The 24,055-nt window shown below is 69.5% G+C and carries 14 protein-coding genes and 5 pseudogenes; 8 read left to right on the forward strand and 11 right to left on the reverse strand.

Going from position 1 to position 24,055, the window contains the following annotated elements; all coding sequences use genetic code 11:
* Position 1: 1 nt before the first annotated feature.
* From OO68_RS43460 to OO68_RS48720, 5 genes and pseudogenes are all read right to left on the reverse strand, one after another.
* Positions 2-1,378 carry a lipase/acyltransferase domain-containing protein gene (locus OO68_RS43460; protein ID WP_063739315.1) on the reverse strand — a complete coding sequence of 459 codons (1,377 nt, stop codon included), beginning with the start codon at positions 1,376-1,378 and terminating at the stop codon, positions 2-4.
* 15 nt (positions 1,379-1,393) lie between these two features.
* Positions 1,394-6,226: an NAD-glutamate dehydrogenase domain-containing protein gene (locus OO68_RS14915; RefSeq protein ID WP_078625317.1), complete on the reverse strand. Its 4,833-nt coding sequence runs from the start codon at positions 6,224-6,226 to the stop codon at positions 1,394-1,396.
* A gap of 376 nt (positions 6,227-6,602) precedes the next feature.
* A pseudogene (locus OO68_RS48710) lies at positions 6,603-6,750 on the reverse strand (IS5/IS1182 family transposase); the annotation flags it as partial.
* A 29-nt stretch (positions 6,751-6,779) separates the two neighbouring features.
* Positions 6,780-7,141: pseudogene (locus tag OO68_RS48715) on the reverse strand (transposase); the annotation flags it as partial.
* A gap of 247 nt (positions 7,142-7,388) precedes the next feature.
* Positions 7,389-8,295: pseudogene (locus OO68_RS48720) on the reverse strand (helix-turn-helix domain-containing protein).
* A 410-nt stretch (positions 8,296-8,705) separates the two neighbouring features.
* Here OO68_RS48720 and OO68_RS48725 point away from each other — a divergent pair.
* Positions 8,706-9,963: pseudogene (locus tag OO68_RS48725) on the forward strand (MFS transporter).
* An 18-nt stretch (positions 9,964-9,981) separates the two neighbouring features.
* Positions 9,982-10,140, forward strand: a complete 159-nt coding sequence (locus OO68_RS46260; RefSeq protein WP_157852716.1) for a hypothetical protein — start codon at positions 9,982-9,984, stop codon at positions 10,138-10,140.
* Between the two features lie 49 nt (positions 10,141-10,189).
* On the opposite strand, the gene OO68_RS14930 is transcribed toward OO68_RS46260, so the two are convergent.
* The gene (locus OO68_RS14930; protein ID WP_033308831.1) at positions 10,190-10,657 is read right to left on the reverse strand and encodes an ATP-binding protein; all 468 of its coding nucleotides are present in this window, start codon (positions 10,655-10,657) and stop codon (positions 10,190-10,192) included.
* 169 nt (positions 10,658-10,826) lie between these two features.
* Here OO68_RS14930 and OO68_RS14935 point away from each other — a divergent pair, with 169 nt between their 5' ends.
* Entirely contained in the window at positions 10,827-11,192 is a 366-nt protein-coding gene (locus tag OO68_RS14935; RefSeq protein ID WP_033308832.1) for an STAS domain-containing protein, read from the forward strand.
* Between the two features lie 86 nt (positions 11,193-11,278).
* On the opposite strand, the gene OO68_RS14940 is transcribed toward OO68_RS14935, so the two are convergent.
* Positions 11,279-12,157, reverse strand: coding sequence for an alpha/beta hydrolase (locus tag OO68_RS14940; RefSeq protein ID WP_033308833.1), 879 nt, complete (start codon positions 12,155-12,157; stop codon positions 11,279-11,281).
* 116 nt (positions 12,158-12,273) lie between these two features.
* On the reverse strand, positions 12,274-14,886 hold the full coding sequence (rph, locus tag OO68_RS14945; protein ID WP_051814638.1) for a rifamycin-inactivating phosphotransferase: 2,613 nt from the start codon (positions 14,884-14,886) through the stop codon (positions 12,274-12,276).
* Between the two features lie 313 nt (positions 14,887-15,199).
* Between rph and OO68_RS14950 the strand changes: the two genes are divergently transcribed.
* Positions 15,200-15,880 carry an ATP-binding cassette domain-containing protein gene (locus OO68_RS14950; protein ID WP_033308835.1) on the forward strand — a complete coding sequence of 227 codons (681 nt, stop codon included), beginning with the start codon at positions 15,200-15,202 and terminating at the stop codon, positions 15,878-15,880.
* Between the two features lie 84 nt (positions 15,881-15,964).
* Positions 15,965-17,617 carry an ABC-F family ATP-binding cassette domain-containing protein gene (locus OO68_RS14955; protein ID WP_033308836.1) on the forward strand — a complete coding sequence of 551 codons (1,653 nt, stop codon included), beginning with the start codon at positions 15,965-15,967 and terminating at the stop codon, positions 17,615-17,617.
* Positions 17,618-17,668: 51 nt separating this feature from the next.
* Here the strand turns inward: OO68_RS14955 and OO68_RS14960 are convergent, their stop codons facing one another.
* From OO68_RS14960 to msrA, 3 genes and pseudogenes are all read right to left on the reverse strand, one after another.
* Positions 17,669-18,622, reverse strand: a complete 954-nt coding sequence (locus OO68_RS14960; protein WP_033308837.1) for a GNAT family N-acetyltransferase — start codon at positions 18,620-18,622, stop codon at positions 17,669-17,671.
* 385 nt (positions 18,623-19,007) lie between these two features.
* Positions 19,008-19,190: pseudogene (locus OO68_RS14965) on the reverse strand (aldehyde dehydrogenase); the annotation flags it as partial.
* Positions 19,191-19,363: 173 nt separating this feature from the next.
* Positions 19,364-19,873: a peptide-methionine (S)-S-oxide reductase MsrA gene (msrA, locus tag OO68_RS14970; RefSeq protein WP_033308839.1), complete on the reverse strand. Its 510-nt coding sequence runs from the start codon at positions 19,871-19,873 to the stop codon at positions 19,364-19,366.
* Positions 19,874-20,145: 272 nt separating this feature from the next.
* Between msrA and OO68_RS14975 the strand changes: the two genes are divergently transcribed.
* The 3 genes from OO68_RS14975 (at position 20,146) to OO68_RS14985 (ending at position 23,994) form a co-directional block, all read left to right on the forward strand.
* Positions 20,146-20,634, forward strand: a complete 489-nt coding sequence (locus OO68_RS14975; protein ID WP_033308923.1) for a TetR/AcrR family transcriptional regulator — start codon at positions 20,146-20,148, stop codon at positions 20,632-20,634.
* Positions 20,635-20,956: 322 nt separating this feature from the next.
* Positions 20,957-21,469 carry a hypothetical protein gene (locus OO68_RS14980; protein ID WP_033308840.1) on the forward strand — a complete coding sequence of 171 codons (513 nt, stop codon included), beginning with the start codon at positions 20,957-20,959 and terminating at the stop codon, positions 21,467-21,469.
* 398 nt (positions 21,470-21,867) lie between these two features.
* On the forward strand, positions 21,868-23,994 hold the full coding sequence (locus tag OO68_RS14985; RefSeq protein WP_033308841.1) for a hypothetical protein: 2,127 nt from the start codon (positions 21,868-21,870) through the stop codon (positions 23,992-23,994).
* The last annotated feature ends 61 nt before the right edge of the window (positions 23,995-24,055 follow it).

Consider the following 24,055-nt stretch of genomic DNA (forward strand, 5'->3'; position numbering starts at 1 on the left):
CCTAAGGCGCGGCAGCCAGCAGCAGCCTCGTCACGGGGGAACCTCCGCCGCCGGCGGCAGCTACCCGATAAAGGCCCGGCTGGATGAGGATCAGCTCTCCGGTTCGCCTCTCACCATGCTCCGCGTCCCCGTGCCGGAGGACGGGCGCCTCCTTGACGCTTCCGGTGCCCACGTCGACGACGTAGCAACTCGCCCCGGCTGCCTGGGAGCCGGTGACGGCGATGGTGAAGGGCTTGCCCGCTTGCACAACGTCCGGCACTTCGAGGCCTAGCTCGCCACCGCCGAGTGGTGCTCCTTGCTCGTCTTCCGAGATCACCGCGCAGACATGGTCCATCGCCTCCTTGGACCGGGCCAGAGCACCGTGGGACTGGTGCACGTAGGTCCGTTCAGCCTGCCGCAGTTCTGCAGAGTACCGGTACACGGTCCCATCACCGGAGTGGTCCAGCATGCGTGCGGCTGAGGTGGTGTCTTCGTCCGGGATGCCGTGATAGACCTCGATGTTTCCCGAGAGCAGACTCATGCTTTGAAAGGTCGGCTGTCCAAGCCCCACCAGACACCGGTGGCCAGGCAACGGGAGGATGCGGGTCGCCGCACGATCAGACGCAACGCTCTCCGGGGCGATTCCGAGATCGCCTGCGGTGAGGTGGCGCAAGGTTCCGCTGTCCTGCACACAGCGGTAGGCGGGCAGAAGCTCATAGACCGACGGCAGGGTTCGGGCGAGGGTCCGCAGCCGCTTTCGAGGCAGGGGGAAGGGGCTACCGACACCTTTGGAGAGCATCTGGACCGGGTCCAGTGAGCCGAGAAAGGGCGTGCCAAGGGTGACGATGGCTCGCACCTGGTCCAAGGCTCCGGGAATCCGGGCAAGCTCCTGCACCAGGAGTCCGCCCATCGAGTGGGCTACCAGGACGACGCGGGCCCGAACGCCACCCGGTCCGCGCGATTCGGCATGCCATCGCCAGGCCGTCAAGTGGGATTCGATCACCCTGGACAGCAGGGCAGCGTTGTGGGCGACGGGAAGGCGCCAGTCGTAGGGGAAAGGACGAAGTGCCGCCGGATGACGCACTACTTGGGTGATCCGTTCCAAAAGGCGGGTGTAGGGTTCTACTCCCGTCAGTACGGGCATGAAGGCCGGAAAGCGCAGGAGTCGCGTTGCGCGCACCCGGCGGCGCTCTGCCTCCGGATCTGGGTCGTCTACTTGCAAGTTTCTAAGTCCCTGGCCCGTCATCCAGGCGGACACGTACCAATTTGCGTCTGCAAGTCCCCAGAGTGTTTTACCTGTGGTGATGTCCACAAGTTCACTGCCCATGATTCCCGGTATGACGATGACGGCATCGTGTGAGCCGGAAGGATGCGTCGTCGCGCTGCTGGCTGAGGTCATCGGCGACTCCTTCGGTCAGCCTTGAGATGACTGGGATGTCGCCCTGCTCTGGAGGGCGTGGTCGGCCGGCGCACCAGTCAGTGTTCGCCTCAGGTCTCGATGCAGGCGGCGCAGGGTGTGGACGATGGAGACGTCCGTCCGCGGCAGGGGCAGGCGGAGCAAAGCGTCGATCGCCTCCATTCGATCCGTGTCCGGCGGTTTGGGACCGTTGATCGTCGCCAATGCGTACAGGCAGGCGCGCACCTGACCGAGCAGCAAGACGTGGTGTGCTGAGTCATTGGTTCCGCCACGGATCGCCGCAAGAGCTGTGGACACCCCGCCAGCGATGTCGTAGTGCACGGCAAGCGAGGTGAAGCGGGTCACGGCGTCCGTCATCTCCTCACCCGAGACAATTGCTGCGGCGATGCCGTCCAGCTGGGGTCCGAGGATAGACAGCATGCCGGTGCGCGTCGCCAGATATGTAGGGACACCCACCTCGATCAAGTCGTTGATCCGGGGGAGCGCCACGTTCCGGTCCAGCAGTCCAGGGGGCGGCAACGAGAGTTCCCGTACATGCGGTGGCGTGAGAGGCGTATCTCCGGAACTGGCGAGCAACCACAGCAAGGAGCCACTGAGAGCTTCCCGGCGGGCGAGCTCCGCCGCCATGGCGGCGGGGTGGTGCATAGCCGTGGTCTCGGCGGTCGTCGCGCAGGCACGCCATGCACCACGACAGGCGACGAAGGCCCGGATGAGGGCAGCGAGTCCGCCATCGCCGGATCGGGCGAGGCTAAAGGGCCGCGATGGGCCAAGGGCGTTGAGGAGTTCCCATGCCGCCTCGGATGCGGCTATGCGGGCCCGCAACGGATGGTGCTCCGCGGCCTCCGCCCTCATCTCCGAGGGAAGGGCCGAGAAGTAGCGATGCAATAGCTCCTCCGCCCAACCAGAGGGGAGCACACCGGACTTAAGAGCTTCGTCCCTGAGTGAGGCGTGAGAGTTGAGAAGAAGCACGGCAAGTTCCGGCCGGGTCAGACCGACGCCGGCAGTCGCTCGCCGTTCAGGGGAGATTCGACCCCGCCCCCATTCCTCCACTGCTTCCTTTCGGGACAGACCGGGAAACGCCCGCAGGTGTTCGTTCATTCCGGCATAACTGGTCAGTGCGTCCATCGCGATCAATTTATGCAATTCCATGCAGCGGGTAACAGCGTCGTCACCGATGCGCGCCAGTATGTTCGTGGCGACCGTGCCGCCCGGACGCCAGCCCGGGCGACGGGGACTGCCAGCGCGGGCGCACGTGCTGATGTTCACCCGGCGATCTTCGACGAATCGCGCAGCAGCAAGATCTGCCAAATCGAGCGCCACCAGTCCACCGCGTAGCGCGTAATCGCAGCGGGCGGCCTGGGTGACGGCTCCTGCTCGCAGCTCAACCAAACAGGTCGCACGCAGCGTTTCACTGCCGATCCAGGTGGGATGCCGTTCGCCGACAACGTTCGGTGGATCTTCGTCCACGGACTTGATTCCCACTGAATTGCCGCCGAGCGCGAGCACATCAACGGGTGCCGCCATGATGGCTTTCACCATGTCGTCAGGACTGAGCTCACGTACCGATGCGGGGAGGCGCAGGGCAAGGCGTACTTGGGGGGTGATGGCGATCCGGCGAACCTGCATGGAGTGGACACCCCCGCCCGGTGATATCGCTGAGGAGGCGTAAGCAGCCCAGCTGTCGTGTCCCTCCTCGAGCATGCGCAGACGCTCTTCACGGGATGCAGCCTCGTCCGGATTCGGATCCAGCAGGATATGGCGATCGTCGAAGGCGGCCACCAGTCTGATGCCTTCCGCTCTGCACAGGAGGTCCGCGAGAAGGTCACCTGCGGCACGGCCAACACCGACCGCAGTGAAGCTCCCACCCTGCGCCCACCGGCCGGCTTCGTCCAGCCGCTGCACGGCGGCTTCCCAGACACCACGTGCGGTGACTGCGCCGACTTGCGCTCCGGAACCGCCGAAAGCATCAGACAGCCAGAAGTCGTACGACGCCAGGATCTGGTCGGTCCGCCTGCACGCCTCCTCATACCCCGGCATGGTGGGAGCGGGCGAGAGCCACAGGTAAGAGGCGTCCCAGTCGTGCCTGATGACATCGACCGGGGGCACAACTTCACCGGAGACGAAATTGTCAGTGATGTCCAGCACCCCGGATAGAAACATCTCGTAGCAGGCAAGTCCCTCTTGGAGCCAGGCCTGACGTGCGGTCATGGGGTCGGGAAGTCTCTTCCCGACGAAGCCGCCCACGGAAGAGCCTGCCACCACGCCGCCATTGCGGAGCTGTGTCACTGTGATCTCTGTGATCTCGCGGCGGAAGTCCTCACGCCGATGAGACCAGTGCACGACTCCGCGTGGCACGTCCCCGAACGTGAGATGAACGCCTTCCATACGTGGTGAATACACCCAGATTTCGTGCACCGGTCGCGGCCCCGGTAGGTCAGGGATGGCCTGCGAGTCGAACTTCATGGATACGTACTCGTGAGGCTGGCCAGGTGCCGCTTGCTGGAAAAAGTTCGTCCTCACCGTAGCGCTGATCAATGCCCAGAACAGACGGATGATCCGGCTCTGGTCAAGCGCCGCGATCGGGGCGATTGCATCTTTCAGCTCTTCGAGCAGCGCGTCCACGAGCTCGTACCCGGCGCGCTGGCGGTCCGGCGACATCCGGGCCTCGAACAGCGAGACGAGCAGGCGGGTGGTGTGGACGTTGTTGCGGAGGGTGTCCTCCATGTAATCCTGACTGAAGGTGGAACCGGCCTGGCGCAGGTACTTGGCGTACGCCCGCAGCACCATGGCCTGCCGCCAGGTCAGCCCGGCGCTCGGCACCAGCGCGTTGAAGCCGTCGTTCTCCGCCTTGCCGGTCCAGGTGGCGGCGAATGCGTCTTGGAACCGCTCGCGCGCGTCGTCGCCGAGGTAGTAGCCAGCATCGCCCGCTGACTTGTGCATGAGCAGACCGAAGTTGTAGATCCAGACGGTCACGCGATCTGCCCGATGTACTTCGTACGGCCGCTCGTCGATGACCTCGACGCCGAGCTGGTTGAGAACGGGCAGAACGGCGGAGAGAGAGATGGCCGTGCCCCTGCGGTAGATCTTGAAGTGGCGCTCCCTGGGTGTGGCGCCGACCGGTTCGTACAGGTTCAGCGCGAAGTTGTCGTCCTCAGTGAGGTGTTCGAGGTGGATGAGGTCGAAGACCGCGGCCCGCGGGCTGTGGTCGGCCTTGTAGCCCTCGGGGAAGGCGTGCGCGTACCGGCGCATTGCCTCGACCGCGTGCTCCTCGCCGAGCTCGGCGTTGAGCGCCTCGGCGAACCCGTCCGTCCAGGAGCGCGCGGCCTCGACCAGACGGGCCTCGATGCGCTCTTTGTCGGCATCGGACAGCTGCGGCAGTTCCGTGCCCCGCGGGACACGGACGACGAAGTGCAGCCGGGAGAGGATCGACTCGGTGTTCCAGGCGGTGTAGTCGACGCTGATGCCGCCGAGCTCCTCCTTCAGGATGTCGATGAGGCGCAAGCGTACGCCGGTCGTGTAGCGGTCGCGGGGGAGGTAGACGAGGGCGGAGTAGTAGCGGCCATACTCGTCTTGGCGGAGAAACAGGCGCAACCGGCGCCGTTCCTGCAGATACAAAACCGCAGTGGTGATGGAGCGCAGCTCGTCGAGAGGTGTGTGAAAGAGCTCGTCACGCGGGTAGGTCTCCAGGATCTGGAGCAGGTCGCGCCCGTCGTGGCTGTTGGGCGAGTACCCGGCCCCCTGGAGGACCTCGTTGACTTTGTGCCGGATGACGGGTACGCGGCTCACGGACTCGGTGTAGGCGGCGGACGAGAAGAGCCCGAGGAAGCGGCGCTCGCCGATGACCTCGCCGTTCTCGTCGAACTTCTTCACCCCGACGTAATCCAGGTACGAGGGGCGGTGCACCGTCGAACGGCTGTTGGCCTTGGTCAGGACGAGCAGCTTGTGCTCGCGCGCCTTGGCGCGGGCGTCGCGCGGCAGCCGCTCGAACGAGGGGCTGACCGGGTGGCTCTCCTCGGCCGCGTGGTGCGGGTCCGCGCGCAGTATGCCGAGCCCGGTGCCGGGCACGGCGGCCAGCGAGTCGTCGTCGCGCAGCTGGTACTCGCGGTAGCCGAGGAAGGTGAAGTGGTCGTCGGCCAGCCAGCGCAGCAGCTCGCGGGCCTCCTCGACCTCCTGGTCACGCAGGTCTGAGGTGGGTTCGGTGGGCAGCTTGTCGGCCATCCGCAGCGCCACGTCCCGCATCTTCTCCCAGTCCTCGACGGCCTTACGGACATCGGACAGGACACGCAGCAAATCGGCGGTGATCTGCTTCAGGTCATCGCGGTCGGTTTCCCGGTCGATCTCGACGTGGATCCAGGATTCGACGGATGCCTCTTGGGGGAGGTCGCTCGGGGGCGGAATCGGCAGGACTTCGATCAGCTTGCCGGTGAGGTCGCGGCGGACGGTGACCTGGGGGTGGACGACGACGTGGATGCCGCGTCCCTGCCGCGTCAACTCATTGGTGACGGAGTCAACGAGAAATGGCATGTCGTCGGTTACGACTTCCACCACGGTATGGCTGCAGGTCCACCCGTTCTGTTCCACCGTCGGGGTGTGAACCCGCACGTTCGCCGTGCCCTGGGGGCGGTTCTCGGCCAGCCGGTAGTGCGATATGGCAGCTCCGAAGACATCGACCGGGTCGCGGTCGGTGAGGTCCTCAGGAGGGGTGTGCAGGTAGTAGCGCCGGAGAAACGCGAGCATCGCATCCGGGTCTACCTCGGCAGGGCTGTTCTCGGCTATGCGGGCGGCCCGTTCGAGCAGCTCGGCCTTGGCTTCGTCCAGCTTCGTTTGCATACCCCCCCTGTCAGTCAGGCGGCACACCATCGCCACAGTGCTGATGCGTACGCATCCTGCTAACTCCCGTCGATGTCGGAAGGTCGATGTCGGAAGAGGGTGTCGATGGCTATACCCAGAGTAGCGATGACCCAGGCATTACCCGAGACTGGGCGCACGGCATCCCGCCGACCCTCTTCTCGCCGCTCTGTCTCTCCCCCTTTGCGTCCTGGTTCGGACCAAAGCCGGAGACTGCCGGGAGCGCCGTACGCCTGCCGTTACCTTCTATTCTCCGACGGCCCGGTCCATCTCGCAGCCGCGCACCCATACGTCTGTCACCACCTCGACCGGAGCCCTGCCAGGCTAGGAGACATCGACCTAGGTTCTGTCTCTTTCGTCAGCGTCGTGCCCAGATGATGAGGGGCGGTGAGGTGGAGTGCGGCCTGGCAGACGATGGCGAGTTCGTCGGTTCATGTGGCCAGGCCGCGCCATTGTCTGAGGCGGTTGATGCATCGCTCGGCGGCGTTGCGCTGCTTGTAGGCAGTGCCGGTGGCGCAGGTGACCCCGGATCGTATGAGTAGGAGCGGTCGACCAGGACCATTGCGGGGCGGGTCCGGGGCCGGCGGGCCGCACCTGGGCACCCGGATGCGTGCCATGACCGTCTCGAAGGCGGGCCCGTCACCGGCTGGCGTGCTGTGATGGCCAATGCCAGGGGCCGTGCATGGCCGTCTGCAGCCAGGTGGATCTTGGTGGTCAGCCCGCCCCGGGGAGCGTCCGAGTGCGTGGTCGGCCGGCTCGCTTTGCCCTTCCGCCCCTTTTGAGCGCTCCGGCGGCGTGCTGATGGGCCCGGACGACGGTGGAGTCGACCGACACGGTCCAGCCGCTGTCGTCAGCGGCATCGGCTGCCGCGAGAACGGCGGCAAGGATCTTCGGCCATTTCGAGATTCACATCGGCCTTCGAGGCCGTCATGGCCGACATCCGAGTTCCGCGGAGCGGATGTGGCAGACCGAGGATCCGCCCAGAGGCCGTCCTGGCGGATCGGGCGTGTTCGTAGGCAATGGACCCGGCGGATTCACGTCACACAGGGCTCGCGTACGCGCTCAAAGTGCTGGCGCAGTCGTACGCCGAGCACCCCCAGTACCGCCAGAAGTGACGTCCAAAAGCCAACCAAAGAGACGTCCCCTAGCCAGCGCAGTCGTCGGCCGACTCTGGGCGTTCCGAGGACATCGGCACCGGCCGGGCGTCCGGGGATTCGAGGCGGAGCATGGCCGTCTCGTCGGGGGTGCCAGGGGTTGCCTGGTAGGCGACCATCCGCTGGCCGCCCGTACGGGCCAGTCGCATGACCTCGTAGGTCAAGGTCATCGGGCCGGCTGGGGTGTCGGAAGGACTTCTGCCCACCGCCGCGTTCGCCGACGTCGTACCGCTCCCAGAGACGGGCGAACTGAGGTGACTTGAGTATCAGTTCGCCGACGAGTGCGGTCAGCTCGGGATCGTCCGGGTCCGCCCCGCCGACCGCCCGCAGATGCGCCACCGACAGGGCGACGGTTTCCTCCCACGGCTCGTAGAGCGTCCGGCCGACCGGGTGGAGGAAGGTGTAGCGCGTAAGGTTCCGCCGCTCCTCCGGCCAGTTCCAGAGCCCGGGCATCAGTCGTCGGCCGGACGGGTTCGCCGCCAGTACGCGGTTGTAACGGCTCACCACGTAGGCGGGCAGCGGGCGCACCGACTCCAGCATGCGCAGCACCGAGTCCCGCACAGTGCGGTCCGAGCAGGCCGGCAGCTCGGAGGGCCGGCCGGAGGCCAACTCCGCCAGTTCGTGCAGGCGTTCCTACCCGTCGCCGCGCAGCCGCTGGGTGCGGGCGAGTGCGTCCACGACGGCGGGAGAAGGGTTGGTCTCCCGGCCGCGCTCCAGGCGGATGTAGTAGTCGACGCTCACTCCGGCCAGTCCGGCCAGCTCCTCGCGGCGCAGTCCGGGGGTGCGGCGCAGGCCCGCGTCGGCCGGGAGGCCGATGTCCTCCGGGCGTACCTGTGCTCTGCGGGCCTTCAGGTACCGGCCGAGCTCCGTGCCCCTTGCCTCCACTGCTGCTGTCATCCGGTCATTGTCGCAGGCGGTCAAGTGGCGTGGGGGCCGTGTCAGGGCCTGGAACGCCGCACCCCGGGGCAGCGCGCGGTCTGCCGCCCGGCGGTGCGGAGGCGGAGAGTTGCTGCCGGAGCGGACGGCCCGGCCGCCGGAGCCCAGGGGGTGCGCGACACCGGACCGCGGCCCCGGTGGGTCGCGGCCGCCCACCACCGTCGATCAACTGCCCGGAGCTCACCATGTCGTCCGACTGAGCCCCGACTCCCTCCACCGCCACCGCTCCCGGGCGCGGCTCGGAGCCGTCGAGGCCTCGGCCACGGCATCCCAGGCCGCCCGGAGCCCGAACCGGCGGGCCGCCTGCCGGCCCTGCCGCGGCGCCACGGCGGAGCGGCGTTGCGCTGGTCGCCTCGCTCCTCGGCTTCACCGTGATCACCATCGACGTCTCGGCCGTGAACATTGCGCTGCCCGCGATCCGCGACTCGCTCGACGGCGGATGTCGGGGCTGCAGTGGGTCGTCGACGCCTACACCCTGATGTTCGCGGCCCTACTGCTCTCGGCGGGCGCCCTCGCCGACCGCACCGGCGCCCGCCGCGCCTACACTTGGGGCATCGCCCTGTTCACCCTCGCTTTCCTCGGCTGTGCGCTGGCGTCCGGCATCGGCGTGCTGGTCGCCACACGCGTGGCGCAGGGCGCCGCCGCCGCGGTGGTGATGCCGGCGTCGCTGGCGTTTATCCGGCAGGCCTACGAGGACGCGCGGGCGCGTGCCCGGGCCATCGCGCTGTGGACGGTCGGCGGTTCGGTGGCGATGGCCGCGGGGCCTGTGCTCGGTGGGCTGCTCACCGACTCGGCCGGCTGGCGGGCGGTCTTACTGCTCAAACCTGCCCGTGGGTGCGGTGTTCCTGGCCCTGCTGGTCCGGGTGCCCCGTTCCCCGCGCTGGCCCGCCGCGCTTGATGCCAGCGGACAGCTCACCGCCGTGCTGGCCCTTGCGGGCCTGGCTTTCGCCGTGATCGAGGGGGGTCACATGGGCTGGACCAGCGGCCCCGTCCTGGGCGGCCGCCGCACTCGCCCTCGCTGCCGGCTGCGCCTTCCGCGTGGTGGAGGCCTGGCACCCTTGCCCCATGGTCTCCCATTCAATGCTGCGGGACCGCCGGGTGTCCGTATCGCTCGCCGGCGGTTTCGCCGTCAACGCCGCTTTCTACGGCGGGACATGTCGGCGATCGCGGCCGGGTTGATGTTCGTCCCCGTGGCGGCAGTGGTGACGGCGACCGACCTGGTCGCGCCGCGACTGGCCGAACGGATCAGGCGGCGCCCGGTGATCGTCGCCGGACAACTGGTCTTCGCCGGAGCGATGCCGGCCATGCTGCCGCTGGCCGCCCACACGCCGGGTTTGGCTCGTGCTCGTCCTGCTACTGCCGCTGAGCATCGGCGGGGCACTCGCGGTGCCCGTGCTGACCGCGCTGCTGATGGACGTCGTCCCGCAGGAGCGCGCGGGAACGGCCTCCGGACAACTCAACTCCCTCCGCCAGACCGGCGGTGCCCTCGCCTTCACCCTGTTCGGAGGCCTGCTCTCCGGCGCCGGTGGCGGCTTCTCCCTCCCGGGCATGCGCATCGGCCTCATAGCCGTCGCGGTTCTCCTCCTCGCGACGACCGCCCTGTCCCGCCTCCTCCTGCCCCGCGGCTGACGCGGAAGCTCCGTCTTGGTGGGACAAGATGGGGACGAGGACCAGCCCTCTCCGCCGGCTGGCAGTCCGATCTCCCAGGCGCTACGCCGTTTGGGAGCGGTGGCGGGCGCGGGCGAGGACGAGTTCTCCGCCGTGGGGCTGCACCGGCACCGGCACAACGAGGCGTGGATCGCCTGATGCGCATGGTGTGAGGCACTTCCCCCGTACGAAGGCGCCGGGTGCCCCGTCAGGACACGTCACAGGTGGCCGGCCCGTCGGCCAGGGCGATCCGGGCGGTGATGCGTTTGCCCACCGGTTCCCGCTGTACCTCGAAGTCCTCGGCCACGGCCTTCACGATCTCCAGGCCGTGCTGGCCGATTCTGCTGGGGTCGGTGGCGCGGGCCGCGGGGATCTTGGGGTCGCTGTCCCACACGGTGATCTCCACGGTGCGGGCGGTGATGCGCAGTTCCAGCAGGACCGGCCCGGGCGCGTACTTGCGGGTGTTGGTGACGAGCTCGCTGACCACCAGCTGGGTGAGGTCCCTCGCCCGGGCGGAAACGGGCAGGTGCTGGTCCTCACTCGCCCGGTCGAGGAACGCAGCGGCGTGATGGCGGGCATCCGCGATGCAGCTGTCGTCTCCGTCCAAGGCGTACCCGACGCGCAGGAGATGCACGTCCGGTGTCGTACAGCCGTCACCGTCGGCAGCAGATTCCACTGGCCTCGCCCTCACTCCCCGTTCACGCGCGCCGGTACCCGTTCTGCGGCCCCGCATGCCACGAAGGTGTTGTTCGGCACAGCCGCCCGGGTGCATCCGGCCGGGGCGGTGGGGCAGAATCAACCGTGCACGTTCTGACCGGGCAAGCCTAAACACAGTCGAGGAACAGGTGTCCCAGCACGAGAAGGCGGACCGGCCGGGCCGGCTCCACGCCGAACACCGCATGGCCGGAGACATCCGGGTCGTGACGCTGCAAGGTGAGATCGATCACGACGTCCAGGACGTGCTCAGCGAGGCCCTGCTGGTCGAGGGCGGCGCCGTGCCGCCGCGGACGGTCGCGGATCTCAGCGGAGTGACCTTCATGGACTCCAGCGGCATCAACATCTTCGTCGCCGCACACCAGCAGGCGAGCAGCGCGGACGGCTGGGTGCGCATCGCCGGTGCTCAGCGATCGGTGCTGCGTGTCCTGGAGCTGGTCGGCGTCGACACCCTCATCCCCTGCCACCCCACCACGGAGCAGGCCCTGGCCTCCTGATCCGCTCCGGCCGGGCGGGGGCAGGCGCCACGACCGTGCCCAGTCGGGGCCCGTCACCCACGGTCCGCCCTGCCGGCAGCCCCGGTTCAACGGCCGATGCCGCTCCGCCAGAAGCCGAGCAGGGCCGCCGCCAGGGCGTCGGGGGCCTCTTCGGACATGTGATGCCCGGAGTCGATCGGTCCCCCTTCGAGCCGGTCGCCCGCCCAGTCGCGCCAGACCCCCAGGACGTCGCCGTACAGAGTGGCCATGTCGTCACGGGTGGCCCACAGCACCTGGAGCGGGCAGGCGATACGGCGACCGGCCCGCTGGTCGGCGTCGTCGTGCTCTCGGTCGATCCCGAGTCCGGCACGGTAGTCCTCGCACATGGCGTGCACGGTCGCCGGGTCGTGGATCGCCCGCCGGAAGTCCTCGTAGGCTTCGGCGCCCATCTGCTCGCTCGTGGCCGTGTACCAGGCATCGGGGTCGGCGTTGATGACGCGTTCGGCGGGCTTCGCGGTCTGCCCGAGGAAGAACCAGTGCCACCAGCTCGCGGCGAACGTCGCGTCGCAGCGCCGCAGGGCCTCCCCGATCGGAACGACGTCCAGCGCGCTGACGGCGGACACGGCCTCCGGGTGGTCCAGGGCGAGACGCATGGCCACGTACCCGCCCCGGTCGTGCCCGACGACGGCGAACCGTTCGTGCCCGAGGCGGCGCATGACCGCCAGGCAGTCGGCCGCCATAGCGCGCTTGGAGTACGGGCGGTGCTCGGGGTCGGAGGCGGGCTTGTCGGACTCTCCGTAGCCCCGCAGGTCCGGGCAGACCACCGTATGGCCGGCCGCGGCCAGCAGTGGGGCCACCCGGTGCCAGGTCGCATGCGTGCGGGGATGACCGTGCAGCAGCAGCACGGCGGGGCCACGGCCGCCGTGACGCACCCTCAGCCAGGCCCCCTCCCCCTGGCATCGCGTCAGCTCGAAGCCGTCGAACACGCAGCCTCCCCGGTCCCGGACGTCGCAGTCCTGGTGCCCCTGAGCGGGCCGTCCATGCAGGGAGGGCGGCGGCCCCGCGGTTCCTGGGGCCGCCGCCGCACTGCCGCAGTCGTCGGTCAGGACAGGATCTCGATGTACCCGTCGGTTCCGTGCACGCGGATCCGCTGCCCGTCCCGGATCAGCCGGGTGGCCTGATCCACGCCCACAACCGCCGGCAAGCCGTACTCGCGTGCGATCACGGCTCCATGGGTCATCAAGCCGCCCACCTCCGTCACCAGGCCGGCGATGCCGACGAACAGGGGGGACCAACTGGGGTCCGTGAAGGCCGTGACCAGGATGTCGCCCGGTTCGAGGTCCGCTTCGGCCATGTCGAGGATGACGCGGGCCCGTCCCTCGACGGTCCCGCCGGACACCGGCAGGCCGATCAGGGCACCGTCCGGCACGTCGTCACGTCGGTACGCCCCGTTGAGGCCCTCGCCGTCCGATGTGAGGACCCGGGGAGGCGTGAGCGCGTCGTACGTGCGGAACGCTTCCCTGCGCCGCCGGACGAGCCGGTCGTCCACCCGGTTCGAGCGTGAGACCTCCTGAAGCTCCTGGAAGGTGAGGTAGAAGATGTCCTCCCGCTCGCCCAGCACACCGGCCCGCACGAGGCGCCCGGCCTCCTCCAGCAGCGCCTGCTTGTAGACGAAGAGGCGGCTGACGATGTCGTACTTCGGGTACTCCCGGTATCCGATGAAGGTCCGGACCCGGTCGATCATCCGCTTGGTCTCATCGGCCTTGTTCTCGCCGTCGGGCAGGGTCCGCAGGCGTGTCAGCACGTCCCGTTCCTTCTTCTCCGCCTCCCTCCGCCCTTGCTCGAAGCGCCGCTCGGCCGCGCCCGGTTCGAAGTTCCTGACGTTGTCGAGGATCGCCGGCACCAGCGTGCCGGGCTGTTCGCGCCACCGGGGCCTCGTGATGTCGATCTCGCCGGCACAGCGCACGCCGTACCGGTCGAGGTAGGCCTCGACGGCGTCCCGGGCTTCGGTCCCGCCCGGGAGCTTCGCCAGGCCGTCCAGGAAACCGTCGTCCTCGGCGTTCTGCAGGAACGCCACCACCTCGGGATGGGGACGGATGACGTCCGCGACGTCGAGCAGCGCCAGTCCCATCTGCGAGGTGATGTTGTCGGGGGCGGACAGCGTGAGCGTGTCCGCCGCGTTCTTCTCCCCGAGCCACTCGTGCAGCTTGTCGTTGAGCCACCAGGTGGCCTCCATCCCCGCCATGATCACCTTGATGCTCAGCGGGTCGCTAAGGACCCGCTTGTGCTCCGTGAAGGCTTCCAGCAGGAAGTCGAACAGGGCCGGTCCGGTCTTCGTGCCGATGTCGCGCCGCAGGGCGGCGATGGACGCCTCGCTGCGCTCGATCAGCCGGGTCACGATGGCCGGGTCGGTCTCGATCGGGGCGGGCGGGTCCCCGGCCGGGCGCTTGCCGGGGGCCGGGTCCGCGAGCAGGGGGACGAAATCATCGCGTTCGAGGACGGTCTCCAGCGCGTCCCTGGTCAGGGGATCGCCCCGGCCCACGAGGTCGAGGAGGCCCCTGCGGCCCGTGGGCGTCGTCAGGGTCCGGGCGGCGTCGACCCACAGCCTCCCGCCGGCGTCCGTCATCGGCGCCATGGCCGTCAGCTTCCACACGGAGAGCCCCAGCGGCTTCATGGGGTCGGTCATCATCTGCTGGTGTCCGACGGAGACGTAGACGTGATTCTCCTCGTCGTCAGTCTCGGGGACGGGGAACAGCGTCGTGATCGGCCGGCTCTGGACGATCTGGAAGCCGTCGTCGTCGAGGCACCATTCGATGTCCTGCGGGCGGCCGAAGTGTGCCTCGATCCGCCGCCCGAGGTGCACGAGCTGCACGACCTGCGCATCGGTCAGCGCCGGCTGTTCCTGCCGCTGCGCGTCGACCGCCCTCTCCTGCGTACCGCCGTCCGGCAGGGCGTGAACGGCGCGCTGTTTCGCGGCGATCGTCCTCGCGACGATCTCGCCGTCCCGCACCGCGAAGACGTCGGGGTTCACCAGACCGGACACCAGGGCCTCGCCGAGGCCGAAGCCGGCGTCCACGGTGGCCACCTTACGGTTGCCGGTGACCGGGTCGGCGGTGAAGAGGATGCCGGCCGCGTGCGGGAGGACCATGCGCTGCACGACGACGGCCATGTGGACCGTGCGGTGATCGATGCCGTTGCGCCGCCGGTAGGTGACGGCCCGCTCGGTGAACAGCGAGGCCCAGCAGCGGCTGATGTGCTGGAGGACCGCCGTCGGCCCCATGACGTTCAGGTAGGTGTCCTGCTGTCCGGCGAAGGAGGCCGTCGGCAGGTCCTCCGCCGTGGCGCTGGACCGGACGGCGTAGGCGGCCTGCTCGCCGTGGCGGGCGAGCGCGCCGGTGATCGCCGCCGCGAGATCGGCCGGGACGGTGATCGCTTCGATGGCCCGGCGCAGGCGCGCGCTGAGCGTGCGGATCGCATCCCGGTCGTCCGGGTCCGAGCGGGACAGCTGGTCCAGCAGTTCATCTATCGACGGCGCTTGCGTCACGATCCGCCGGAACGCGTCCGTGGTCACGCAGAAGCCACCCGGCACGCGGATGTCCGCGATCCGCGACAGCGCGCCCAGCTGCGCGCCCTTGCCCCCGACGACCGCGATCTGTGTCTCGTCGACCTCCTGAAGATCCAGCACATAGGGCTCGTCCCTCTTCAACGCACGCACGCGTGTCCCCGTTTCCGCAGGTTGTGGCTTCGGTCGACGATTCTGCGCCGCCACCGGGGCCTTGCCGCAAGCCCCCCTGTGCGCTATAGCTTGAGAGAGGCAAGGAGAAGATCTCCTTGCCTTTGTCGTTGATCGTGCATCGAGGAGTCACACACGTGGTGGGTGAAGACGACATCTCCGGGTGAGACCCGGATCTGACGGCCACCGGATGCGCTGAGGAAGCGCCGCCGAAGTGGCCGGTCGTCGTACCCCCTTTCCCACGTCTGTCCAGGGCAGAGCTCTCTCTGTCCGTGGTTCTCTCGAGGTCATCTCCATGTCCGACGCCGCCGTCGTGTGCTCGAACCTGTCCTTCTCCTGGCCCGACGACACCCCGGTCTTCAGCGACCTGTCCTTCACCGTCACGACCGGCCGTACGGGCCTGGTCGCCCCGAACGGCGCCGGCAAGAGCACGCTACTGAAGCTGATCGCCGGTGAACTCCAACCGAGTACCGGCTCGTTGCCGGTCGCCGGGACGCTGGGCCATCTCCCGCAGAGCCTCCCCCTGACCGGCGACCTCACCGTCGCCGAGGTCCTCGGCGTCGCCGCCGTGATCCGCGCCCTGGACGCCGTGGAGTCCGGCGACGTCAGCGAGGAGCACTTCACGGTCATCGGCGACGACTGGGACGTCGAGGAGCGCACCCGGGCCCAGCTCGACCGTCTCGGCCTGGCCGGTCTGGCCCTGGACCGCAGCCTGAGCACGCTCAGCGGCGGCCAGGTCGTCGCGCTGGGCCTCGCGGCCCAGCTGCTCAGACGTCCCGACGTCCTGCTGCTCGACGAGCCGACCAACAACCTCGACCTGGTCAGCGCCCGCCAGTTGGAGAGCGCGCTCAACTCCTACCGGGGCGCCTTCATGGTGATCAGTTACGACGAGAGGTTCCTCGCCGAGATCGGGGTGGACCGCCGGCTGCGTCTCGCGGACGGCACGCTCACGGAGGCGGGAGTTCCCGGGGTGTGAGGCGGCGGCATGTGCAGTGGCCCGCGGCCGTGCGCCCGGCGGGCCGTCCTCCCCTCCCTCTCGAACACTCTCCGGACGATACCCGTGCCCCAGCCTGCTCTGCTCGCCCATGATCTCGTTCGCTCCCTGGGCGGCCGCCGTGTGCTCGACGGCGTCTGTCTGACCGCCTCCCCCGGTCACCGGGTCGGTCTCATCGGGGAGAACGGCGTCGGCAAGTCCACCCTGCTGCGGTTGCTCGCCGGTGTGGACGAGCCCGACGCGGGAACCGTCTCCCGCCCCGACGGCCTCGGCTTCCTGCACCAGGAGTTGCCCTTCGACACGGGCTCGACCATCGCCGCGGTGCTGGACGAAGCACTGCGGGAGGCCCGCGAGGACCTCGCGGAGCTGGAACGGCTCAGCGAAGAACTGGCCCGCGTCCCCGAGGAGGACCCAGGTCACCCAGAACTGCTCGACGCCTATGGCAGGCGGCTGGAGCGGGCCCAGGACCGCGAGTCCTGGGACGCCGACCGGCGCGCCGCCCTGGTGCTGGAGGGCCTGGGTCTCGGCGCACTCGGGCAGGACCGCACGCTCGGTTCGCTCTCCGGCGGGCAGCGCGGCCGGCTGGCCCTGGCCGCGTTGCTGGTCCGGCGGCCCCCGGCGCTGCTGCTGGACGAGCCGACCAACCACCTCGACGACGGTGCCGCCGCCTTCCTGGAGGAGCAACTCCGCGGTCTGGCCGGGGCCGTCGTACTCGCCAGTCACGACCGTGCCTTCCTCGACGCCGTCTGCACCGATCTGGTCGACCTCGACCCCGCCGTTGACGGGCCGGTCCGCTACGGCGGCAACTACAGCGCCTACCTGGGCGAGAAGCGCGCCGAACGGGAACGCTGGGAGCGGCGGTACGCCGAGGAGCGGCAGGAGATGGAGGAGCTGCGGCACTCGGCGGGGGTGACCGCGCGCCGCGTCGCCCCGGACCGGGGGCCGCGTGACAACGAGAAGATGGGTTACGGCCACCGGGCGGGCCGGGTCCAGAGCCAGATCTCGCGCCGCGTGCGGAACGCCACCCGCCGGCTCGAGGAGCTGGAGCGCACGCGGGTCGCCGAGCCGCCCAGGCCGTTGCGTTTCGCGGCCGGGGAGCTCGCCGCTCGTGCGGAGGAGGGCCCGTGCCCGCTGGTGTCCCTGCGTGACGTGCGGGTGGCGGGCCGGCTCGCACTGGACGGCCTGGAGGTGGCGCCGGCCGACCGGCTGCTGGTCACGGGCGGCAACGGCGCGGGCAAGTCGACGCTGCTGGCCGTCCTCGCCGGACACCTTCCGGCCGAGGGCGAGGTGCACCGGCGGTCGGGGCTGACGGTGGGGCTGCTCGCTCAGGACACCGCGTTCGAGCGGCTCGACCGCACGGTCCGGGAGACCTACGAGCTGTCGGTGGGCCAGGAGCGGGCCGAGAAGGTGCCGCTCGGTTCACTCGGTCTGATGCACGAGACGGACCTGGGCAAGCCCCTCGGGCACCTGTCGGTGGGGCAACGCCGGCGTCTGGCCCTGGCGCTGCTGGTGGCCCGTCCGCCGCATCTGCTGTTGCTCGACGAGCCGACCAATCATCTCTCTCCGCGGCTGTGCGACGAGTTGGAGGAGGCGCTGGGCACCCCGGGCCAGGGTGCGGTCGTGGTCGCCAGTCACGACCGCTGGCTGCGCCGGCGGTGGCAGGGCCGCGAGCTGCGCCTGGAAGGGGACCTGGGGCGGCGGGAGAAGGCCCGGCGCTGAGCGGGGTGCGTCCTCGTGCAGCCGGAACGCCGGAGGTGATGGCGCCCGGCTTCAGCCGGCGGCCGCCGTCTTGATGAGCGGCACGTCCCGCGACAACTCCCGGAAGCCGACGCTGTAGTAGAGGCTGCGCGCCCGGGGGTGGCCCGGCGCCCCCAGGCACGCCACGGTCGCGTGGGCGGCCCCCGCGGCCCGTGCCCGGCGCATGCCGTGCAGAAGCATCGCTCTCGCCAGCCCTCGGCGCCGGTAGTCCGGGTGTGTCCCGACCGGCTCGAACTCCACGCTCTTGTTCGCTTCGTCGAGCCACATGATCGTCGAGGCGGCCATCGTCCCGTCCGGTGCCTCCACCAGGATGTGCAGATCGCCGCGGTACGCGGCCGTCCGCCGGACGCCCTGGTAGCTCTCGGCTGTGTACGCCGATGGGTTCCAGGCGTTTAGGTGGGCCTGGACGGCGGCCTCGGGTCCGGCCTCGTCGGCGGTGCGGAACCGGAAGCCGTCCGGCAGTACCGGCTGTTCCAGGTCGGTGAGGTCCCGCTCGTTGAGCTGGGTCCAGGTCCCCTTGTCGCCCAGCCCGGCCGGGTCGGTCACATAGCCGTGCGCCGCCCACCGTCGCAGGGCGTACTCGTCGGCGGCACCCGGCAGCACCGTCCGCTCGGTGCCCGCCGCCGTACGGTCGTACCAGTCGATCACCTCGTCGACGAGCTCGGCGTGGCCGGGATGGATTTGGTAGGCCAGGTAGGCGCCGGTGACGTCCCGCACCGACCCGTCGCTCCGCCTCACCCGGCGCGGAAGGTGGGTCCAGCCCCATGCCACCAGGTCATCGCCGGAGAACCACATCCGGCGTCGCCAGCTCGCGCCGTCAACGGCCTGTCCCTTGCCCCAGTTCCAGGCCAACTCGCCGTACGAGGCGTCGCTGTTGACCAGGTCGGGGCGGTCGGCGGTGACGCGCTGCGCCAGCCCCTGCATGAGTAGCACGTCCCCGGCCGTCACCTGCTCGGCATTCGCCATGGTGCGTCACTGTGCCAGGATCCCGCAGGACCGTCGAACCGTTTTGGGCCTGAGCAGGGGCCCGGGTGTGCCGCGGGTATACAGGCCCAGGTCGAGCGCGAGACACGAGACACGAGTAGTACTTCCACGAACCCTCGGGGGTGTAGGCGTTCACCCCGCCTCCCGGTGCGGCTTCCGTCTCCTCGGCCATGTCCTCGAAGCGGATGCGCTCGGGGAGCCGGCCGAACCGCGCGTGCCGTGCCGCTGCGGCGGTGTCCGTCGACAGTTCCTTGCCCATGACCGGTCTCCCCTTCGCAATCACGCTGGTCCTCGGACGAGGACCAGCATGCCCCTCCATGCGTCACCCGCCAAACCGGTGACGGTGGCAGTGGTCGTCAGACGATGATCGCCACACACCCGCCTCGAAGAAGGCCCGCGCCGCCGCGACCGCCCGGTGCACGTCGACGGGCTGCGCCTGGGCCGCGCGCCCGATCACCGACCGGTCGTGCGGCGAGGTGATGTCCAGGAGCTCCGGATCGCCGGGCTCCACCCAAGAACCTCCGATGAACAGCCGGTCGTAAGTGGTCATGCGCCGTCTCTCCTCAGGGAGCAGTTCAAACACCATCGATATCTGTCACTCTTCTGTAGTACTTGTGTGAATTTCCGTCGCATCTGCGCGCCAGGTGTCCGCCTCGCACGACAGGGGAAACGACGCGTGGCCGGGGAGGGCAGAGCCCTCCCCGGCCACGTCGGCGGTCTGGATCAGCCGCGCCTGGGCAACCTCCAGTTCGGTCGCGGGAAGTGACAGGTGTAGCCGTCCGGGTAGCGCTGGAGGTAGTCCTGGTGCTCGGGTTCGGCCTCCCAGAACGCGCCGGCCGGCACCACCTCGGTCACCACCGGGCCCGGCCACAGCCCGGACGCCTCGACGTCGGCGATGGTGTCCTGCGCGACGCGCCGCTGCTCGTCGTCGAGGTAGAAGATGGCGGAGCGGTAGCTCAGGCCGATGTCATTGCCCTGCCGGTCTCTCGTGGTCGGGTCGTGGATCTGGAAGAAGTACTCCAGGATCGTGCGGTAGTCGGTGGCGGTCGGATCGAACACGATCTCGATCGTCTCCGCGTGCCTTCCGTGGTCACGGTAGGTGGCGTGGGGCTTGTCGTCGTCGCCGCTGTAACCGACCCGGGTACGGATCACACCGGGGAGCGACCGGATCAGCTCCTGCATCCCCCAGAAGCAGCCACCCGCAAGCAGCGCCCTCTCCTCGACATCACTCATGACGCATCACCCTTCTCGCCGCATCCGTCCACACGAGACCAGCCTCGCACACACGCCCTTCGCGTGCAGTCACCATTCTGACAGGTGACGATTCGATGGGTCGCGGCGGTCCTGCCACGCATAACCGTTACATCGGCGTGGCGATTCCCCGACCTCCCTTCACGAAGGTGAGGCGATAGCCACCTCAGGTTCCACAGGCGACGACTAGACTCGGTGCGGTGAGAGCCGACGCCGCGCGCAATCTGGAAGCCGTCCTGACCACCGGCGCGCGCATGCTCGCCGCCGACCCGGGCGCGAGCATCGCGAACATCGCCGCCGAGGCCGGCGTGGACCGCCGCACCGTCTACCGGCGCTTCGCCTCCCGCGAGGACCTCCTGGCCGCGATCTACGCGGCTCGCCTCACGGCCATCGAGCACGCCATCGAGGACGCCCGGCTGCGCGAAGCCCCCGTCGCCGTCGCCCTGCACCGCTACGTCGAGAACATCATCGCCGTGAACCGCACGTGGCCCGTCGACCTCGCCCGCATGCTCGCCGACGACAGCGTCCGCGCCCGCCGGGACGCCTCCGTCCGCGAGGTCGACACCTTCCTCCGGCGCGCCACGGAGGAAGGACTCCTGCGGTCCGGGCTCCCGCAGGGGTGGGCGGGCGCGCTGCTGGCCCAGCTCATGCACCTCGCGTCCCGGCAGATGCGCGAACTGAGCCCCGCGCAGGCGGCGGACGTCGTGGTCGACACCTTGCTGCGTGGAGTCGGAGAGTCCTGACCGAATCCCTGGCGGGCCGGAATCCCACGGATGGCCGAGAAGCCGAGGGGGATCGCGGGCGACGGAGACTCCGGCCTGAGCCCATACGCGCCAATGTCACGTCCACGCGCCGCGGAAGCGGCCGACGGCACCCACCCCGCACCGCCGGCCCCTCGCACACCAACTGCCTGGGCGAATGCGACTCCTGCCGGTCCGTCACGCTTTCGTCACGCACCATCCACACCATGAACACTTCCAGCCGCGTTACGCACGGCACCTCCCTCCCGGTGCAGACGCTGCGCCCGGCCGCTGCCTACCCTCCGTGGCCATGCGATCACCCTTGATGAGACGTTTCGGTCTCACCGCCGTCCTCGCTCTCGCCCTCGCCGTGTTCGGCCTGGCTCCCGGCGCGAGCGCGGCCGGCCCGGCACCGGCGGAGCTGACCTTCGCCACCGACAGCGCCACGACCACGCCCGGCGGCTCGGTCAAGCTGTCGATGACCATCACCAACAACAACACGTATGACGTCTGGTTCGTGTACCAGACGATCGAGCCGACCTGGCTCACCACCCAGCGCCCCGACCTGAAGTACGGCTTCAGCGGGTGCAGCCTGACGACGGCGAACGGCCCCGCCCCCTGCTCCGGGACCGGCCCGGCCAACCTCGGCGCGAACTACGGCGCCACCATCCCGCCCGGCCAGAGCCGTACGGTCACCCTGACGCTGGACGTCGCCGCCGACTCCGGCTGCAACGGCAACATCGGCTTCTACTCGTACTTCTACGCCGAGTTCAGCGACTCGACGAACGTCAGCGGCGGCCCGGTCTACACGCCGGTAACGCGCGTGCTCTGCGCCTGACGCCCGGTCCGCTATAGGCGAGCGTGACCTGAAAGCCGCCACACCCGGGCATGCGCTCCGGTCTGGACCACTGGCACGACGACCGGCGGGCCCCACCGGCCCGCCGGTGCGCCGCGCAGGGCCCGGACCAGCACGCCGAGCCCTGCCGCCCACCAGGCCCGGCCTCGTCCCGCGACCGGGAACGGCTCACTTCGCTTTCGAATGGGCCCCATTCGACACCTGCGCTTTTCCGTCATGTTCCGCAACATGACCGCGAAATCTCCACACAGGCATCACTATGTGACGCGAACGGATGCGTGACGAACCGGCTTCTGAGGGGGACGCCGGCGGCACGCAAGGGGGTGCGTCCGCTCCACGGGAGCCGTACTCGCCCCTGCCCGGGGAGGGGACCTCACCGCATGAAGCGGACCTTACGCACCACCGTTCTCACGGTGGGCGTGCTCATCGCCGCACTGGGCCTGCCGGCCGGCGCGGCCCACGCCGACACCACGCCCCGCGTCGATCTGCGGGTGCTGGTGGTCAGTGACGGCGGCCCGTCCACCGACGCGATAGCCGCCGAACTGACCGCGGCCGGAACGCCGTACACCCGGATCGACCTCACGCAGTCCGGCCGGACCGTGATCGACGCCGACTTCCTCGCGGACACCGTCGACGGCCGGCCGCGCGCGAAGTTCCAGGCCGTCGTGCTGCCGAACGACAACCCGTTCCCGGCCGGCTCAGCCGAGATGGCGGCCCTCACGGCGTACGAGCGGACCTACGACATCCCCCAGGTCGACGCCTATACCTACGCGCGTCCCGAAGCCGGTTTGCAGTACCCGATCCACGGCGGCTACTCCGGCAGCATCGACGGGAAGCGGGCGGAGGTGACCGCCGCCGGCAAGTCGGGCCCCTTCGGCTATCTCGACGGCGCGGTGCCCTTCGAGGACAACGACCCGGCCGTCGGCGAGAGTTACGCCTACCTGTCGAAGCCCGTGGCGGGGGCCGACTTCACCCCGTACGTGGAGGCGACGATCCCCGGGCAGTCGGCCAAGGGCGCGCTGGTGGGCGAGTACCGGCACGACGGGCGGCGCGAGCTGGTCGTCACCTTCGTCTACAACCGGTACCAGCAGCAGTTCCGGCTCCTGGCCCGCGGCATCGTGGACTGGATGACCGGCGGTGTGCACCTGGGCGCCTCACGGAACTACTTCTCCGTCCACGTGGACGACGTGTTCGCCGCCGACGACCGGTGGAACAGCACGCTCAACTGCACGCCCGGCGACGTCGACTGCACGGACCCGAACGCGACACCCGACCCGATCCGGATGACGGCCGCCGACGTCGACCACGCCGTCGACTGGCAGAACGACAAGAAGTTCACCCTCGACTTCGCCTACAACGGCGCCGGCAGCGTCGACCACCGGGAGGACAACAACGGCGCCGACGCGCTCGCCGACCGGCTGATCGCGCGGCGGGGCGAGTTCCGGTGGATCAACCACACCTACTCGCACCCCTTCCTCGGCTGCGTGCAGGACACGACCGTGGTGCCCTGGAAGTGCGCGACCGACGCCGACGGCAGCACCCGGTGGATGAGCCGCAACGACATCTCCGACGAGATCGCAACCAATCGGGTCTGGGGCGAGCGTGCCGGACTCCCGCTGGTGAACGACGAGTTGGTCACCGGCGAGCACTCCGGCATGAAGGTGCTGCCGCAACAGCCGGAGGACAACCCCAACCTGGCGCTCGCCCTCGGCGACAACGACATCACCTGGCTCGGCTCCGACAACTCCCGTGAGCCCGACCAGCGTCAGGTCGGTCCGGCCACGACCGTGCCCCGCTATCCGATGAACGTCTTCTACAACGCCGGCCGGGCTGCGGAACAGGTGGACGAGTACAACTGGATCTACACCAGTCGGGCCCAGGGCGGCAGCGGCATCTGCGAGGACAACCCGGCCACCACCACGTGTCTGGCGGCTCCGCTGGACGCCGCCACCGGCTACCCGGACCACATCGTGCCGCTGGAGACGCGGATCGCCCTCGGGCACGTCCTGGCCAACGACCCCAAGCCGCACTTCATCCACCAGTCGAACCTGGCCGAGGACCGCATCGCCTACCCCGTGCTCAACGGCGTCCTGGACGGCTATAAGGCCCTCTTCACGGAGGACACCCCCGTCGTGAACCCGCGGATGCGGGACATCGGCACCGAACTCCGGCGCCGGGCCGACTGGCAGGCCGCCCTCCGGGCCGGTGAGGTCACCGCCCACCGCGTCGGCGACACCGTGACCGTCGACGCGCCGGACGGGCTCGCGGTGCCGGCGACCCTGCCCACCGGCACCACGCTGGCCGGTGCCGCGTTCGGCGAGGCGTACGCGGGGACGGTGTCCGGCTGGACCCCCTCCACAGGCGAGCCGCTCGCTCTCACCCTGCCGGCGTCGGCCCCGGCTCCGGTCGCCGACGCCGCCGAACCCGCCCCGGCCACCGGCCCCGCGCCGAAGACGCGGTTCCCCGCGGGCGTCACCGATCCGGTGGGCCACACCTCGGACGGCTGAACGGCGCACCCGCACAGGACCCACCGAAGGTCACGGCCGCCCCGGCGGGCGGCCGTGACCC

The sequence above is a fragment of the Streptomyces iakyrus genome, assembly GCF_000717055.1.
Classification (GTDB): Bacteria; Actinomycetota; Actinomycetes; order Streptomycetales; family Streptomycetaceae; genus Streptomyces; species Streptomyces iakyrus.

Bases quoted from the DNA above. Each gene is read 5' to 3' on its own strand.
- OO68_RS43460 (WP_063739315.1), bottom strand. From the start codon at position 1,378: ATGACCTCAGCCAGCAGCGCGACGACGCATCCTTCCGGCTCACACGAT.
- OO68_RS14975 (WP_033308923.1), top strand. From the start codon at position 20,146: ATGCTCGCCGCCGACCCGGGCGCGAGCATCGCGAACATCGCCGCCGAG.
- OO68_RS14980 (WP_033308840.1), top strand. From the start codon at position 20,957: ATGAGACGTTTCGGTCTCACCGCCGTCCTCGCTCTCGCCCTCGCCGTG.
- OO68_RS14915 (WP_078625317.1), bottom strand. From the start codon at position 6,226: ATGCAAACGAAGCTGGACGAAGCCAAGGCCGAGCTGCTCGAACGGGCC.
- OO68_RS14985 (WP_033308841.1), top strand. From the start codon at position 21,868: ATGAAGCGGACCTTACGCACCACCGTTCTCACGGTGGGCGTGCTCATC.
- OO68_RS14960 (WP_033308837.1), bottom strand. From the start codon at position 18,622: ATGGCGAATGCCGAGCAGGTGACGGCCGGGGACGTGCTACTCATGCAG.
- msrA (WP_033308839.1), bottom strand. From the start codon at position 19,873: ATGAGTGATGTCGAGGAGAGGGCGCTGCTTGCGGGTGGCTGCTTCTGG.
- OO68_RS14950 (WP_033308835.1), top strand. From the start codon at position 15,200: ATGTCCGACGCCGCCGTCGTGTGCTCGAACCTGTCCTTCTCCTGGCCC.